13 protein-coding genes, 4 tRNA genes and 1 pseudogene are annotated in these 16499 nt (G+C 59.1%); 7 read left to right on the top strand and 11 right to left on the bottom strand.

Going from position 1 to position 16499, the window contains the following annotated elements:
* Positions 1 to 91: 91 nt before the first annotated feature.
* Together HU727_RS08635 and HU727_RS08630 are read right to left on the bottom strand one after the other, a co-directional pair.
* Entirely contained in the window at positions 92 to 715 is a 624-nt protein-coding gene (locus HU727_RS08635) for a glutathione S-transferase family protein (RefSeq protein WP_186529636.1), read from the bottom strand.
* 43 nt (positions 716 to 758) lie between these two features.
* A complete protein-coding gene (locus HU727_RS08630; protein ID WP_186529638.1) occupies positions 759 to 1418 on the bottom strand; it encodes a transglutaminase-like domain-containing protein in 660 nt (219 codons plus the stop codon).
* A gap of 247 nt (positions 1419 to 1665) precedes the next feature.
* Between HU727_RS08630 and HU727_RS08625 the strand changes: the two genes are divergently transcribed.
* Complete coding sequence (locus HU727_RS08625) at positions 1666 to 4113, top strand: acyl-CoA dehydrogenase (protein WP_186529640.1); 2448 nt, start codon at positions 1666 to 1668, stop codon at positions 4111 to 4113.
* A 73-nt stretch (positions 4114 to 4186) separates the two neighbouring features.
* Entirely contained in the window at positions 4187 to 4594 is a 408-nt protein-coding gene (locus tag HU727_RS08620; RefSeq protein WP_129997397.1) for a PA2817 family protein, read from the top strand.
* Between the two features lie 231 nt (positions 4595 to 4825).
* Here the strand turns inward: HU727_RS08620 and HU727_RS08615 are convergent, their stop codons facing one another.
* On the bottom strand, positions 4826 to 5824 hold the full coding sequence (locus HU727_RS08615; RefSeq protein ID WP_186529642.1) for a LysR family transcriptional regulator: 999 nt from the start codon (positions 5822 to 5824) through the stop codon (positions 4826 to 4828).
* Between the two features lie 89 nt (positions 5825 to 5913).
* Between HU727_RS08615 and HU727_RS08610 the strand changes: the two genes are divergently transcribed.
* The 4 genes from HU727_RS08610 (at position 5914) to HU727_RS08595 (ending at position 9965) form a co-directional block, all read left to right on the top strand.
* Positions 5914 to 6540, top strand: a complete 627-nt coding sequence (locus HU727_RS08610; protein WP_186530560.1) for an alanyl-tRNA editing protein — start codon at positions 5914 to 5916, stop codon at positions 6538 to 6540.
* A 90-nt stretch (positions 6541 to 6630) separates the two neighbouring features.
* Positions 6631 to 7401 (top strand): 2OG-Fe(II) oxygenase, encoded by a 771-nt coding sequence (locus tag HU727_RS08605; RefSeq protein WP_186529644.1) that lies wholly within the window; start codon positions 6631 to 6633, stop codon positions 7399 to 7401.
* A 1-nt stretch (position 7402) separates the two neighbouring features.
* Complete coding sequence (locus tag HU727_RS08600) at positions 7403 to 8041, top strand: LysE family translocator (RefSeq protein WP_186529646.1); 639 nt, start codon at positions 7403 to 7405, stop codon at positions 8039 to 8041.
* A gap of 184 nt (positions 8042 to 8225) precedes the next feature.
* Positions 8226 to 9965, top strand: a complete 1740-nt coding sequence (locus HU727_RS08595) for a dipeptidase (protein ID WP_186529648.1) — start codon at positions 8226 to 8228, stop codon at positions 9963 to 9965.
* Between the two features lie 135 nt (positions 9966 to 10100).
* Here the strand turns inward: HU727_RS08595 and HU727_RS08590 are convergent.
* The 4 genes from HU727_RS08590 to HU727_RS08575 form a co-directional block, all read right to left on the bottom strand.
* Positions 10101 to 10176: transfer RNA gene (locus tag HU727_RS08590), tRNA-Gly, on the bottom strand.
* 3 nt (positions 10177 to 10179) lie between these two features.
* A tRNA-Glu gene (locus HU727_RS08585) sits at positions 10180 to 10255 on the bottom strand.
* Between the two features lie 104 nt (positions 10256 to 10359).
* Positions 10360 to 10435: transfer RNA gene (locus tag HU727_RS08580), tRNA-Gly, on the bottom strand.
* A 2-nt stretch (positions 10436 to 10437) separates the two neighbouring features.
* Positions 10438 to 10513: transfer RNA gene (locus HU727_RS08575), tRNA-Glu, on the bottom strand.
* Positions 10514 to 10896: 383 nt separating this feature from the next.
* Here HU727_RS08575 and HU727_RS08570 point away from each other — a divergent pair.
* Positions 10897 to 11655 (top strand): hypothetical protein, encoded by a 759-nt coding sequence (locus HU727_RS08570; protein ID WP_186529650.1) that lies wholly within the window; start codon positions 10897 to 10899, stop codon positions 11653 to 11655.
* 180 nt (positions 11656 to 11835) lie between these two features.
* On the opposite strand, the gene HU727_RS26070 is transcribed toward HU727_RS08570, so the two are convergent.
* The 4 genes and pseudogenes from HU727_RS26070 to HU727_RS08555 form a co-directional block, all read right to left on the bottom strand.
* Positions 11836 to 12699 (bottom strand): methyl-accepting chemotaxis protein, encoded by an 864-nt coding sequence (locus tag HU727_RS26070; protein WP_437180381.1) that lies wholly within the window; start codon positions 12697 to 12699, stop codon positions 11836 to 11838.
* A pseudogene (locus tag HU727_RS26065) lies at positions 12697 to 12894 on the bottom strand (HAMP domain-containing protein); the annotation flags it as partial. The gene HU727_RS26070 and the pseudogene HU727_RS26065, both read right to left, overlap by 3 nt.
* Before the next feature lie 1018 nt (positions 12895 to 13912).
* Positions 13913 to 15313, bottom strand: a complete 1401-nt coding sequence (locus HU727_RS08560) for an aminotransferase-like domain-containing protein (protein ID WP_186529654.1) — start codon at positions 15311 to 15313, stop codon at positions 13913 to 13915.
* 187 nt (positions 15314 to 15500) lie between these two features.
* Complete coding sequence (locus HU727_RS08555; protein WP_186529656.1) at positions 15501 to 16262, bottom strand: SDR family oxidoreductase; 762 nt, start codon at positions 16260 to 16262, stop codon at positions 15501 to 15503.
* Positions 16263 to 16499 lie beyond the last annotated feature (237 nt).

The following is a 16499-nucleotide window of genomic DNA, read 5'->3' as shown; positions in this document are numbered from 1 at the left end:
GGGCGGGCGGCGAGGGAAACAACCGCGACACGAAGCGCAATGGTGCTTGCCGTCGCCGCACAAGTACAGTCAAGTGTGTCGATAGTGATTATCAAGTCAACGCGGTCATGACCGCTTTCTGGTAGGCCGGTCGCTGTTTCAATCGATCGTACCAGGCCTGCAGATGAGGCTGCGGCGCCCGCTCGATAGGCATTTCAAACCAGGCATAAATGAAGCTGCCGAGGGGAATGTCACCCATGCCGATTTCATTTCCGGACAGATAGGGCTGGCTGATCAGGGCATGGTCGGCCATGTTCAGCAACTCATCGCATTCCTTGATCGCGGCATTGATCGCCGCCCAGTCCTGCTTCTCGGCAGGCGTGCGCACGACGCCCCAGAACACAGTGCGAAACGGCCCGGCGAAACTGGAAGTGGTCCAGTCCATCCACTTGTCCGCCATGGCTCGGGCTTGTGGATCCGCCGGATACCAGGCGGTATTCGCCGCATGACGGGCCAGCAGATAACGGACGATTGCGTTGGATTCCCACAGCACGAAACCGTCATCCTCGATCACCGGCACCCGGCCATTGGGGTTCATCGCGCGGTATTCGGGCGTGTCGACGACACCGAACGCGCCACCGGCATCGATAGCCTCGTAAGCCAGACCGAGTTCCTCGGCCGCCCACAACGGCTTCCTGACATTCGATGAGTTTTTCCGTCCCCAGATCTTCAGCATGACCGCCTCTTTGCACATGAGTGGACGGTCAGCATACGCCGGATCAGGTGCGACTCAAATCAGTCTGCATATCGCCCAGCAGGACCGGCAACTGCTCACTGAACAGATGCGGATAGCATTTTTGCAGGTGCTCGAAGAAGAAGATTTCGGGCACATCGGTGAACTGGCCGTGATCGATCAGATACTCCATCAACTGCGCGCCGTCACGGTTGAACGGGTGGAAAACGCTGTCGTTGACTCCATCGAATTCCAGTGCCGCGACGTTGAACAGCTCGCACAGTTTCTGGTTGAACGCCGGGGTCGCCTTGACCCAACGGCCGTCGAGAAAAAGTTCGGTGTAGCCATGCATCGCGAACACATCGCTTTTGAGCAACTCGAGCAAACGCGGCGTCGACAAGTGATTGCGCACGTCGGCCAGACCGATGCGCGCCGGGATCGCGCAATGCCGCGCACAGCCGGCAAGCAGTGTGGCTTTGGGCACGCAGTAACTCTCACCCGCCGCCAGCGCGTAACTGCCACGCAAGGTTTGCGGATCACGGCTGAAGGTGTAAGGGTTGTATCGCACCGCCTCGCGCACGGCGTAATAAAGACTGACGGCCTGCTCGCGCGGATCCTTGCTGGCGCCACGATGCTGCTCGGCGAACTCCACCACCGCCGGGTGGTCACTATCGATGAAGCGGCCGGGACTCAGGTACTCGTGCATGACGGCAATCTCCTGGATAAGCCACGAGTCTAGCGACAGCCTGAGCACAGACCTAACGACGTTTCGGCCAAACGTGAAAGCAAAGCTGCGCAGCAACGAACGATTTCCCACACGTGTTGCCCACCGAACCTACGAAAACCATCCGGGGTTTCCCACGATATCAATCACCATGCTCTGACCACCCGGTTTGACAGATGCCGTCTAAGCTCTGGAGGGTTGATTTGCCTTGGTTCACGGAGGACTGAATATGCTGTTGTTGTGGATACTGGTTTTGATCGTCGGCGTGGCGTATATCGCCCATCGACGCATCGCCCCGCTGCCCGCGTTGGGCATTGTTGCCGCCTATCTGGTGGCGATGGGGATTTTCAGTCACGCGCCGGGCTGGCTGCTGGCGGTGTTCTGGATCTTGCTGGCGGCCATCGCCGCGCCGTTGCTGCTGCCAGACCTGCGCCGCCAGCATTTCACCGCGCCGTTGTTCAACTGGTTCCGCAAAACCCTGCCGCCGATGTCGCAGACCGAACACGACGCGATCGATGCCGGCACCGTGTGGTGGGATGGCGAGCTGTTCAGCGGCCGTCCGGACTGGGACAAACTCCTGTCCTATCCCAAGGTGCAACTGAGCGAAGAGGAACAAGCGTTCATCGATGGCCCGACCGAAGAGCTCTGCGCAATGGTCAGTGACTGGCAGATCGGCCAGTCAATGGACCTGCCGCCAGAAGCGTGGACGCACATCAAGGAACATGGCTTCTTCGCCCTGATCATCCCCAAGGAATATGGCGGCAAAGGCTTCTCTGCCTACGCTCACTCGCAAGTGGCAATGAAACTGGCGACGCGCAGCGGCGACCTCGCGTCTACCGTGATGGTGCCCAACTCCCTCGGCCCGGCCGAACTGCTGCTGCATTACGGCACCGAAGAACAACGCAATCATTACCTGCCGCGTCTGGCACGTGGCGACGACATCCCGTGCTTCGCCCTCACCGGCCCGTTGGCCGGTTCCGACGCGGGTGCAATGCCCGACACCGGGATTATTTGCAAGGGCGAATGGGAAGGTGAAGAAGTCATCGGCCTGCGCCTGAACTGGGAAAAGCGCTACATCACCCTCGGCCCGGTCGCTACCCTGCTCGGACTGGCCTTCAAGGCCTACGACCCGGATCATCTGCTGGGTGAAGAGGAAGATCTGGGCATCAGTCTGGCCCTGATTCCCACCGATACAGCAGGCGTGGAAATCGGCCGACGCCACCTGCCACTGGGGGCTGCGTTCATGAACGGCCCCAACTCCGGTAAAGACGTATTCATTCCGCTGGACTTCCTCATCGGCGGGCAGGAAATGCTCGGCAAAGGCTGGATGATGCTGATGAACTGCCTGTCCGTCGGGCGTTCGATTTCATTGCCTGCAGTCGGTACCGGCGCCGCCAAGTTCACCAGTCTGGTGACCGGGCAGTACGCGCAGATACGTGAACAGTTCAATGTGCCGCTGTCCGCCTTCGAAGGCATTCAGGAAGCGATGGCGCGCATTGGCGGCAACGCGTGGATGATGGACGCCGCGCGAATGCTCACCGCCAACGCGGTCGATCTAGGCGAAAAACCTTCGGTGCTGTCGGCGATCCTCAAATACCACCTCACCGAACGCGGCCGCGAATGCATCAGCCACGCCATGGATGTGCACGGCGGCAAAGCCATCATCATGGGGCCGAACAATTACCTGGGCCGTAGCTGGAATGGCGCGCCGATTTTCATCACCGTCGAAGGCGCGAACATCCTGTCGCGCAACCTGATGATCTTCGGTCAGGGCGCGATCCGCTGCCATCCGTTCGTACTCAAGGAAATGGCCCTGGCCGGTCGCGAAGACAAAGACCAGGCGCTGAAGGAGTTCGATGGCCTGCTGCTCAAACACATCGGCTTCGCCGTCAGCAATGCGGCCAGCACGCTGGTGTTGAACCTGGGACTTGGCCACTTCGAACACGCGCCGGGTGACCGGATCAGTCAAGGCTACTTCCGCGCCCTCAACCGCCAGGCCGCAGCATTTGCCTTGCTCGCCGACTTCAGCATGATGCTGTTGGGCGGCGAACTGAAACGCCGCGAGCGTCTGTCGGCACGCCTGGGCGATGTGTTGAGCAACCTGTATCTGGCCTCCGCCGCGCTCAAGCGTTATCACGATCTGGATTCGCCGGCGTACATGGAGCCACTGTTCCGCTGGGCCATGGAAGAAAGTCTTGGCCAATCAGAGCGTGCGCTGGATGAGCTGCTGAGTAACTTCCCCAACAAAGTGTTCGGCTGCCTGCTGCGGGTCATCGTGTTTCCCTTCGGCCGTCGTCACAAAGGCCCGTCGGACAAACTTGGCGCCGAAGTCGCTGCGGTGATCGGTCGAGCCAAGGGCGATCCGGCACTGGAAGAATTGCTCGCCGGCTGCTATCGCCCGCAATCACCGGACGATGCAGTGGGCGCGCTGCAACACGCCAGCGACCTGCTGAGCGCTGCGCAACCGCTGCACAAAAGGCTGCACACCGCGCTGAAAAGCGGCCAGGTCAAGCCGGCGGCAGGCGAACACGCCATCGACGCGGCACTCGAAGCGGGCGTACTGCAAGCGGTGGAAGCGCAGAGCTTGCGCGACGCCGAAGCAGCACGCCGCAAGGTGATCGACGTCGATGATTTCGACAAGGAGGAACTGAAACAGGCAGAGGGCAAAGTCCGCTGATCCTGGTTTTTGTGAAAAAACGGCGCGAGGGCTTTATACTCCCGCGCCCGTTTTGCTCTTGAGGACTTATCTCGTGTCCAACGTCGTTGCCGATCATCTCGTGTTGCTCGACCACCTGCGCAGTATCCTGGTCGCCGTGGGTGACGCCGAACAAGTGCCCGAAGAAAGCCATGCCCTGTTCCTCGAGCGCTTCGACGAACTGCTGGCATCGCTGCCAATCGATCCCATTGAAAGCCAGTACCTGGGCCAGGACATCCTGACCCAAGTGATCAGCCGCTACCCGCAAATCGCCCACCTGATCCCACGCGATCTGCTGTGGTTCTTCGCAGGTGATTGCCTGCACTACCTGTCCGACGAAGAAATCGACCTGTACCAGGCACTGGAAGAACGCCGCTACGAAGCCGAACAGAACGACGAACCGTTCGACTGGAATCAGGAAAAACAACTGCTGGCCATGTCCGCACAGGACAGCAAGCACTGATATTAAAACGCTAATGAAAAGGCCCGCATGGTGATTCCATGCGGGCCTTTTTTTCAAGATCAAAAGCCCTCCCCCGGATCGTCCCGGGTTCCTGGCTCTATCGCCCAGACAGGATCGGACAACGTCATGACGCGGAGCGTCGAAGGCTGCATTCCCACGCAGAGCGTGGGAACGATCAATTGCGAAACCGCCAGAAGTAACACCCGAAGCAACGGATATTCACCCGAAACCTCAAAGCAACCCCTCACTCTCAGGCAGCTCGTACGCCACAGCCACATTGCTCGCGCCGGCCGATTTCCCAGGCTTGCCCAGCGTCGGCTCCTTCTCCAGACACTCCACCAGATAATCAATAAAAACCCGTAACTTCGGCGGCAAATAACGCGTCGGCGAATGCAACAACCACAACCCGCCGTGATAGGAAGCCAGAAACGTCCAGTCCGGCAACACCTGCACAATCAGCTTCTGCTCCAGCGCATAACGCGCCGTGAAATACGGCAGACTGCCAATACCAATATGCTGCAAAACCGCCCCCAACCGCACCCCGGTGTGATTGGCCGCATATCGCCCACGCACACCGACGGTCACCGCCTTGCTGCCCTTCTTGAATTTCCAGCGCGCATCGCTCGGGGTTTCGCCCAGATAAATGCAGCTGTGGTTGAGCAGGTCGTGGGGATGCGTCGGCGTACCGTGTTCGGCCAGGTATTGCGGCGTGGCGCAGAGTAAATGGTCGATGGTCAGCAACTGCCGCCCGACCAGCCCGGCGGGTGGGCGATCGGTGATGCGAATGGCCAGGTCAACGTGATCATCAATCAAGTCGACCTGGCGATCCTCCAGCAGCAACTCGACATCAACCTTGGGATAACGCCGCAGAAATTCCGGCATGTGCGGATGAATCACAAAACGGCCGACGGCTTTAGGCACGCTGACCCGCACCAGACCTTCTGCTTCGTGGGTGAACTGGCCGCTGACTTCCATGACTGACCTGGCGGCGCTAACCATTTCCTGGCAGCGCTTGAACACCTCTTCGCCGCCATCGCTCAAGCGCAGCTTGCGCGTGGTGCGTTGCAGCAAACGCGTGGCCAGGGCTTTTTCCAGGCGGGAAATGCTGCGACTGACCGCCGAGGGTGACGAGCCCATCTGCCGGGCCGCTTCGGAGAAGCTGCCGGTCTCGACAACCTTGACGAAAATCGCCATTTCACCCAGCAGTGGCAACGGGAGATTGATGCTCACAACGCACAAGTCCTTTGATGTTCGAATGGATTATCACGTTATTGCACGATTCATATAATAAAAACAGACTTTCGATCAGGGCACGGAAAATGACGCTTCGCCTGTTTTTTCACAGTGATGATCTCAAGGCGAATGTCGAAGTCCTCGACTGCACACCCCACGAGAATGAATTTGCCGTAGTGCTGCGCGCTACTTTGTTCCATCCACAAGGCGGCGGCCAGCCCTGCGATACCGGCTGGATCGGTGAAAGCCGTATATCTCGGGTGGTGCAGGAACCGGAACGCATTGTTCACTTCGTCGACCGTCCGGTCCCGCTCGGCATGACCATTATCCGTATCGATGAGGAGCGCCGGCGCTTCAACACGCGCATGCATTCGGCCGGTCACTTGATCGGTCATCTCGTTCAGGCCATGGGCTGGATGCCGATCAAGGCGCACCACTGGCCGGACGAAGGCCGGGTGCAATTCAAGCCGGGCGATACCGCTCAAGACGTCGATGCGCCAACCATTCAGCACGGTATCGAACGGTGGATCGAACACGATTTGCCGCGCCTGACGTCGCTGCGCGAAGGCGCACGGGAAATTAGTTTTGGTGAACTGCCGGCCTATGGCTGCGGTGGCACCCATGTACGCAGCCTGAAGGATCTGGGCACCGTCACGATCGCTTCCCTTTCGCACAAGAAGGGCACGCTTTCCGTCCACTACAGCGTGGATTGAGCATTTCGGACGCTGCCGTCGCGCAGCGTCCGACGCCGGGGAACCGCACTCGTCGGTTCCGTTGACTATCGATAGATGGACCTAAAAAAAATGATGCTAGACGTCGAGCGTCTCGATGAGACGTGCATAAAAAAACTGGCCAACGAAGAAGTCCTCGCCATCCGCGTCAAACGCTTTTTGCCCGAGTCGCTGGCGGTCGAAATTGGCGAAAAGATTCTCGCCCCGGGGTTTGAAGGCTACATCAACGCACCGAGCATCGGCCGCATCGGCATGGCATTTTATGAGGCAGAAAACCAGCCGCTACTGATTGAGGACTACTTCGAACGCGCCACCCGCAATATCGCCGAACTGCGCAGTCGTTGCGCGCCCTACTCCTCTCCGATCGACACCCTGCGCTGCATGCTTGATGAGTCCTGGCCCGCCGGTGCACACCTGGAAAATCTCTATGGGCGCAAGATGTATGTCGGCTTGTCGCGCGTGGTCAAACCTGGCGTGTGCTTTCTCGCCCACCACGACATCTTCGCCAAGGACGCCCCGGACAGCTTCCAGGCGCGCAGCCTGGAGGCGCAGTTCGCCTGCAACGTCTACCTGAACATGCCCACCGAAGGCGGCGCTTTGCAGATGTGGGACGACGACATCACGCCGGATCAATTCGATGAAATGCGCGGCGACAGTTACGGCATTGAACCGTCGTTGCTGGGCCCGCCCGCGCTTGAGGTGCGTCCGCAACCCGGCGATTTCATCATGTTCAATTCGCGCCGCATGCACTCGGTCACGCCGGGCGTGGCAGATCCACGCCTGAGCCTTTCGTTCTTTGTCGGCTATCGCGGCAATGCTTCCCCTCTGACTTTCTGGAGCTGACATGTTTACCAATTACCTGGGCGAGTTTCTCGCGTTGGCGACCATCCACTTTCTCGCCGTGGTCGCACCCGGCCCTGACTTCGCCGTGACCATCCGGCAAAGCGTGCGCTTCGGCCGCCTCGTGGGAATCTGCACGGCACTGGGCATCGGCGCAGGCATTTCCGTGCACGTGCTTTACACCCTGCTCGGCGTCGGCGCCTTGATGCACACCACACCGTGGTTGCTGACCGTGGCCAAGGTCATCGGCGCAGCCTACATTCTGTATCTGGGCGTCAGCCTGATTCGTAGCAAACCCAAATCGACGCTGGAGGGAGAAAAACCCGCTGACGAACCGCCGGTTCAGCAAACGCTGTTCAAGGCTTTCAGCACCGGCTTCCTGACCAACGCCACCAACCCCAAAGCCACGCTGTTTTTCCTGGCGATTTTCACCACGGTCATCAGCGCCGAAACACCGCTGCAAATACAGGCGTTTTATGGATTGTGGATGTGCTTCGTCAATGCGTTGTGGTTTGTGATTGTCGCGCTGTTTTTCTCCAGCAACAAAGTGCGCGTGCTGTTCATGCGCCTGGGACACTGGTTCGAGCGCAGCATGGGGGTGATCCTGATTCTCTTCGCCGGACGTTTGATGCTGTCGATGTGAACCACACAAAAAAATCCCGGCACTTGCGCCGGGACTTTTCATTTGCGCGCCTCTTTTGCATTTCTGTGCGACAGATCAAGTTTCTGACTCCCTCTTGACCTCCTCTCAGTGTTAGGTTGCAAAATGTTTCTGTCGCAAGCGTCAGAATTTTCCTTCCAACCCTTAGCAAAGGAATGCCTGTTCGATGGTCTTTTCCCTGAAAAAACTGGCCGCCGCGACTCTGGTCATGGCCAGCCTCACCTCGTTTACCAGCGCCGCTCAAGCCAACATCAGCCCAGAGCAGAGCGCGGCGATCCTGAAAGCCTTCGATGGCAAAACCGTAACGGATTTCCGCGCTTTCCTGGGCAGCCTGGCGAAAAGCGACTTGGCCAGGACGGATAACCTCAACCAGTCCGTCAACGCCTTCCTCGACAACAAGACCCTGAACGCCGAACAGCAGAATGAAATTCATCGCCTGCTGGGTATTTACACGCGAGTGAAGTACGGCAAGGCCGCGCTGGAAACATTGCGCCAGCTCGTCGAGATTCCGACCTTCCGCAAGGATGGCGTGGCGCAACATGACAATCCGGAATTCATCAGGATTGCCGGCGAAATTCAAAAACTCGCCGAGTCTTTCGGCCTGAAATTCCGCAACGTCGATAATCGCGTTTATGAAATCTCTCTGGACGGCGCAGGCGACGAAGTCGTCGGCATTCATGCGCATGCCGATGTGGTGCCGGTGACGCCGGAAAACTGGGTATTGAAGGACGGCACCAAGCTAGATCCATTCAAAGTCACGTTGATTGGTGACCGCATGTACGGGCGCGGCACCGAGGATGACAAGAACGCCATCGTTGTCGCGTTGTACGCAATGAAGGTGATCAAGGACGAAAAACTGCCACTGGCGCGCAACTTCAAGTTGCTGGTCGATACCACCGAAGAAACCACCGGCGACGCCATTCCTTATTACTTCGAACGCAACCCGACGCCGAATTACAACATGGCGCTGGACGGCGGTTATCCTGTGGTGATTGCGGAAAAAGGCTACGGCACCGTCATGGCCAACTTCGCCAAGCGCAAAGCCGAGGGCACCGGCGCCGAAATCGTTTCGATGACTGGCGGCAAGGCGACCAACCAGATTCCATCCGCTTCGGTGGTTACGCTGGTAACCGGCAAACCTGCCGAGCTGGCGGCGAGCCTGCAAAAAGCCGGCGACGCCTATGCCAAAGCCAACGGCGGCGATTTCCAGGTCGCTGCGAAGGTTGAAGGCAAAGACGTCAAACTGACTGTCACCGGGGTTTCCGCGCATTCCTCCGAACCCGAGTCGGGCGTCAACCCCGTGGCCCGAATGCTGGGCTTCATCAACAGCCTGGACGGCAAAATCGCGCTCAAGCACAACCCATTCACCGATGCTGCACGTTATGCCGATGACAACTGGGGCCTCGATTATCTGGGCAACAAACTCGGCGTGGGCTTCTCCGATTCGTTCATGGGGCCGCTGACCACTTCCCTGACCTATGTGGGCGAGGATGACAAAGTGTTCAAATTGGCGGTGAACCTGCGAGTACCGAAGGGCAAGTCCCCGGAGAAGCTGAAGGCTGAGATTGCCGAAAAACTGGACGCCTGGAGCAAGAAGACCAAGGTTGCCGTAGCGTTCGACTACTCCGTGGCCGAGCCGATGTACCGCAACCCCGAGGGTGAGTGGGTCAAGGCGCTGCTGGCGGTGGCCAGCGAAAACCTCGGCATGAAGCAGGAGTTCGGTACCTCCGCTGGCGCAACTTCGGTTCACGAACTGCCGAACGGTGTGCAATTCGGCCTGGCTCGACCTGAAGCCAAATACACCGGCCACACCGATGGCGAATTCAAGACTGTTGACCAATTCCTGCTCGATCTGCAGATCGTCACGGAAATGATGGGACGTGTCGGGCAATTGCCGAAACTGTGAAGCACCGCTTGAGCCCGGGCGCTTTTGGCCGGGCTCAACTTAAAAAGGACCCAAAGCAGGGTCCTTTTTTGTGGTCGCCACAAAACGCGCGCAAACAAAAACGCCGATCATCTCTGATCGGCGTTTTTGTGAAATTGGAGCGGGAAACGAGACTCGAACTCGCGACCCCGACCTTGGCAAGGTCGTGCTCTACCAACTGAGCTATTCCCGCAAATGGCGTCCCCTAGGGGACTCGAACCCCTGTTACCGCCGTGAAAGGGCGGTGTCCTAGGCCACTAGACGAAGGGGACACGCTACCCGGAACACATGGTGTGTGTTTCGGTGTCCAGATCCGCACCCGAGGATTTGGTTCTGGTTTCACTCAGCCCCGCCCGAAAGCAGTGCTGTTTAAAATTGGAGCGGGAAACGAGACTCGAACTCGCGACCCCGACCTTGGCAAGGTCGTGCTCTACCAACTGAGCTATTCCCGCATTGGCGTCCCCTAGGGGACTCGAACCCCTGTTACCGCCGTGAAAGGGCGGTGTCCTAGGCCACTAGACGAAGGGGACACGCTACAACATTCACTCCCTGCCGCGTTTCGCTGTGTGCTTTACGCTGCAAGTGGCGCGCATTCTATGGATGGATTGGGAGGTCGTCAACCCCCTGATATAAATTTATTTAAATCAATGACTTCGACCCGGTTTGCGGGCGGTGTGAGGCTTTTCCCACGTCTGAAACCTGACGCCTATATTCCGCCGTCCGCCAAGGCGTTATAGTCCACAGCACAGTGATGGCAATCTGCGCATCGCACGCCAGCATTCATATATACAGCCGGCGGCCGATACAGATTGCAGCAGCCGATCCAGCCCGTCGAGCGGCGCTAGGCGCCTAAATGCCCAGCCACTACACTCGCATGCGAACCCTATAAGAGGTCTTACCGGTGACACCACTCATGATCACCCTGCTAGTCATAGCCGGGATCGCAATTCTGATCGCCATTGGCTACATGAACCATGTGGTGGAAAACAACAAACTGGAGAAGATCCGCAGCAAAGTCGAGCTCAACGACCGGCTGCGTCGCTGCGGCGAACTCACCGAAACGTTCCCCGGCCAATTCATGACGCCGGCGCTCAAGCTATTGCTGACCCGACTGGAACTCAACGTCTGCCAGCGCCTGCTGAACCTGGAAAAAACCAGCGCGACCACCAAGGCACGCATCGCCGAACTCAGCGCACTGGTGGCCCAGGGCGAATCGATTCCGGTGAACAACCCGCCGGCGCCGATCCTGACCGAAGCCAAAGCCAAAGATGTGCGCTTCCTCCTCGAAGCCCTCCACGGCCAGATCACCCGCGCCGCCCACGACGGCTTCCTGCCACCGAACGAAGCCAAACAATGGATTCGCGAAGTGCGCCACATCCTCGTGCTGCTGCACATCGAGTTCTTCAACAACCTCGGCCAGCAATCCCTGCAACAAAACCAACCCGGCCAAGCCCGCCTCGCCTTCGAACGCGGCGTGCAATACCTGCGCAAACAGCAAGACCCGCAGCTGTACGCCGAGCAACTGCAGTACCTGGAAAAACTGCTAGCCCGTGCCAACGCCCAGGTCATGGACAAGATTGCGCCGGTTGAAGGTGAAGAGAACCAGTTGACTAGCGGTTTGAAGGATGTCGAAGCGGATGCGGACTGGAAGAAGAAAGTGATCTACGACTGATGTGACAATGCCGGAAAAGAAGCCACCGTCATCGGTGGCTTTTTTGTGGATCATGGTACTGAGACGGTTGTAAACTCAGACCGCCTTCGCGAGCAGGCTCGCTCCTACATGTGGAATGAGTGCATTCAGTTAACAGTTGGCTGGCTGTCCGGCCACCATCGCTGGCAAGCCCACCAAAGCTCAAAGCCTGAAATGCCCAACCATCGAGCGCAACTCAACTCCCAACTGCGCCAGCTCGACACTCGAAGCCGCATTGCCGCGCATCGCCACAGAAGACTGCTCCGCACTCGCGCGGATTTGCGTGACACTGCGATTGATCTCCTCCGCCACCGAACTCTGCTCCTCCGCTGCCGCCGCAATCTGCTGGTTCATCTGCTGAATCAACGACACCGCCGCCGCGATACTCCCCAGCGCACTCTCGGTCTGCAACGCGTCACTGACCGCCAGCTTCACCAGTTCACCACTGCTGCGAATCTGCTGCACCGACGATTGCGCCGCCGCACGCAGAGCGCTAACCAATCGCTCGATCTCCTCGGTCGATTGCTGCGTCCGCCGTGCCAACGCACGCACTTCATCGGCCACCACCGCAAATCCCCTGCCCTGCTCCCCGGCCCGCGCCGCTTCGATCGCCGCGTTCAGCGCCAGCAGATTGGTCTGCTCGGCCACACTCTTGATCACCTCCAGCACCGTGCCGATATTCTGAATCTCGGCGCTGAGGCTCTCGATACTGGAACTGGCTGACGTCGCCGAGTCCGCCAGTTGCTCAATCCGCGCCATGCTCTGGCGCACGACCAGCTGGCCGCTCTCGACCTTGTCGTCCGCCGTCTGCGCTGCCAGCGCTGCTTCTTCGGCATTGCGCGCAACGTCATGCACGGTGGCGGTCATTTGATTCATGGCCGTGGCCACCTGCTCGGTTTCTTCTTTCTGGCTGCTGACCTCCAGGTTGGTCTGCTCCGTCACCGCTGACAGCGATTGCGCGGAACCGGCCAGTCGCTCGATCCCGGCCTGCAGCCCGCTGACAATAGTGCCCAGCCCTGTGGCCATCTGCTGCATCGCCAACATCAGCTGACCCATTTCATCGCGGCGCGTCACCTCCACTTGCGCCGTCAGATCACCTGCGGCAATTTGCTGAGCCACGCGGATCACACTGCGCAACGGCGCAACGATCAACCGCGTGATCACCCACGCGGCGAGCAATCCGACCAGCAGCGCCAGCGCCGAAGAACCAATGATCAGCATCGAGTTTTTCTTCAGCTCGGCCTGCATCGAAGCATCTTCCGCGGCGTAGGCCTGAGCCACCCGATCCACCACTTGCGCGGCACGCTGATGCAGTTGCTCATAAACAGTTTTCTCCTGTGCCAGCAGGCCCGTGTATTCCGCGAGTTTTTCGTTAAACCCGGCGATGTGTCCCGACACCTCATTGAGCACCGTCAGGTAGCCCTCGTCCTTGACGGCCGTTTTCAGCGCCTCGGCCTGCTCCTGTGCCTGCGCGGCCTGTTCAATGTTGCCTTGACCGGTGTTGTCGGTATCCCCCTTGCGGCTTTGATCCAGGCGCACACGCGCTTCGTTCATTGCCTGCAGCATCAGCCGTGAGACCTGACTGATCTGATTCGCCTGCTCGATGAACTGAGCACCCTCTTTGCCCTCGGTGTCTTTGAGGGTGTAGGCGCCATCGTCGGCCAGCCCGGCCTGCAACACGTCGAGGTTATTGGCCACGCTGGACACAGACCAACTGGCCATTTCCAGCGCGAGATCCTTGGCCTGGCTCAGCGAAACGAATTCATCGAACGCCTTGCGATACGCGCCCAGCGCTTGCTCGACGTCGCTCATCACCGGCACATTGGTCGGTGAATGGGCCTTGAGTTCACCGGCGAGGGCAACCAATCCATCGACTCCCTCACGCAGAGCATCAGCGGTTTTCGGGTTGCCGCGCAGGGCGTATTCCTGCTCGAGCAGGCGTACCTTGAGCAGGCCGCTGTTAAGCGCGGACATCTGCTTCAAGCCGTCGAAACGCAGGCTGATGGTTTGCAGGGACCAGACGCCAATCGCCGCGACCAACGCTGTCAGCAGCAAGACCAGCACAAACCCGATACCCAGTTTTTTTGCCATACCGAGGTTGGCAAAACGTCCTTGCACGGCCGAAATCATTGCGCGTAGTCCCCTGCCATTGTCTGTTCACTGGAGATTCGCAACGGGCACGAACCAGCACAAGGCTCGGGCGTCGGAATAATGGCAAAAAGCTACGCCCGCGTCGTTTTCAGAATGCTTGAGGTCGATCCGCGCAAGTATTACGAAAAAACTGTCGGGCACGCGGATCGCAGGCACAGGCGACGTTGATGCGATGCCAGTCACCCGCCTCGCCGCTGGGGCTGAAGGCGTCCGCGGCCGATAACACGATTCCGCAGCGCTGCGCCTGCCTGCGTACCCATGCTTGATCGCTGACGCGTGCCCGCGCCCAGATGAACAACCCGCCAACCGGTTTGCCGAACACTTCCCACTCAGCATCTTCCAGAGCCTGTAGCGCCGCCGCGCGATCGGCATTCAAGCGCTGGCGCTGACGCTGCACCAGTTTGCGATAGGCGCCGGTCGCCATCAGCCTCGCCAGCACCGCCTCGGCCAGTCTCGAACAGCCCAGACCGCTGATCATTTTCACCTCGGCCAAGCGCGTTAGCAGCTCGCGTTCTGCCAGGACAAAACCAACCCGCAGGGAACTGCTCAGCGTTTTGGAGAAGCTGCCCACATAAATAACCCGCCCCTCGTGGTCCAGCGCCGCCAGGCGCGTGCCATTGCCGGAGTGCAAATCAGCGTAGACATCGTCTTCGATCACGCGCAGGTCGTAAGTCTTGCTCAACTGCACGATGCGCTGTGCCACGGCGGGCGTGAGGCAACTGCCGGTGGGATTGTGGTGATGACTGCCGATAAACAAGGCGACGGGGCGAAACTGGCGCAGCACCGACTCGAGCATTTCGATGTCCGGCCCGCTCTGCGTACGACGTACTTCGAGCATGCGTACGCCGTGCATGCGCAGCAGGTCAAACAACGGTGCATAACCGGGCGTTTCCACCACCACGCAGTCGCCGGCCTTGAACAAAGTGCGCACGATCAGATCCAGCGCATGACTGGCACCGCATGTGCTCATCAGTCGGCTGGTGCAAGCTTCGATATTCAGCGGCTTCAGGCGCTTGGCGATTTGCTCGCGCAACGCTGGAAGGCCCAGGGGCGAGCCATAATTGAACAGGCTGTCCATATCGGTACGCGTCACCTCGCGCAACGCGTAGCTGAGGTCATCGGGCTCACGCCAGCTCGGCGGCAAGCCGCCTTGTCCCAATTTCAAGCGACCGGTAGCGGCGCTGACCTCGTCGCACCAGGCATGGCGACCTTCGAAGGCTGCCAGTTCCAGGTCGGTACAGCGCACCGAAGACGATGCCGCGACGATAAACCCGGCGCCCTGACGCGTGGTCAGAACGCCCTGCGAAACCAGGCGCTCGCAGGCTTCGGCGACGCACGACTGGCTGAGCAGGTTGCCCCGTGCGATTTGCCGTACGGAGGGCAACCGGGTAGCCGGTGGGATGCCACTTTGTACGATCCAGTCCGTCAGTCCGTCCACAATCTGCTGCACAACAGGCACCATTGCCTGTCGGTCAATTCTCAGTTCCATGAGCTCGCAAACTCCTGTCAGTTTTGCTGGCAGCAGTAAATCACAGCCGCGGCGCAGAGGCTGTGCGACAACGCCGCCAAATGCAGTGGTTCTAACCATTTGATACACATTGTTTAACGGTATCCAGGGTACTAAGCCCGAGGCACAAAAAAACCCGCGCCAGGCGGGTTCTTTCTTAGGCAAAACATTAGAACGCAGTAACGCCTCCGTCCACCGCCAACGAGTGACCCGTGGTGAACGCTGCACCATCGCTGCACAGGTACAACACGGCACTGGCGATTTCCTCAACCTTGCCGATTCGCCCGACCGGGTGCATGGCGTTGGCAAACTCGCCCTTTTTCGGATCAGCCTCGTAGGCGCGGCGGAACATGTCCGTGTCGATCACCGCCGGGCACACTGCGTTAACGCGGATTTTTTTCTTCGCATATTCAATCGCCGCCGATTTCGTCAGACCGATCACCGCGTGTTTTGAGGCCGCATAAATGCTCATCTTCGGCGCCGCGCCCAGCCCCGCTACCGACGCTGTGTTGACGATCGCGCCACCGCCCTGAGCCAGCAGCAACGGCAACTGATATTTCATGCACAGCCAGACACCTTTGACGTTGACGCTCATGATCGCGTCATATTCGTCCATCGAACCTTCGGCAAGTTTGCCTTTCTCGATTTCGATCCCGGCGTTATTGAAGGCATAGTCGAGACGACCGTAGGTATTGATCACCTCGTCCATCAGATTTTTTACATCGCTTTCCAGCGTCACGTTGCAACGCACGAAGGTCGCTTCGCCACCCGCAGTACGAATCAGCGCCACCGTGCCCTCGCCGCCGGCCGCATCCAGATCAGCCACCACCACTTTCAGGCCTTCGGCGGCAAACGCCAGGGCCGTCGCCCGGCCTATGCCGTTGGCGGCTCCCGTGACTACAGCCACCTGACCGGAAAACGTCATGCTCATGGGTATGTCCTCGAACGCAAAGAAGCAGGGATTTTTTGGAGTTGCAGCATAGCCACGGGTAACGGTCGGGCGTCAGCACTATGCCGTCGCTGTTTATGGCTCCATGCGCTGCAGTGATAAAACCCACCCTGCAACCATCACTGCACTGGATTGACCTGCATTCGCCGAATCACCCGACCTTGCGGCATCGCCGCTGAAGGTCTATCAACAAGGTTTCATTCCGTTCGAGTGCCTGTC

The sequence above is a fragment of the Pseudomonas khorasanensis genome (genome assembly GCF_014268505.2).
GTDB lineage: Bacteria > Pseudomonadota > Gammaproteobacteria > Pseudomonadales > Pseudomonadaceae > Aquipseudomonas > Aquipseudomonas khorasanensis.
The sequence above is the reverse complement of the archived record's forward strand: the minus strand, read 5'-3'. Positions and strand labels throughout refer to the sequence as shown.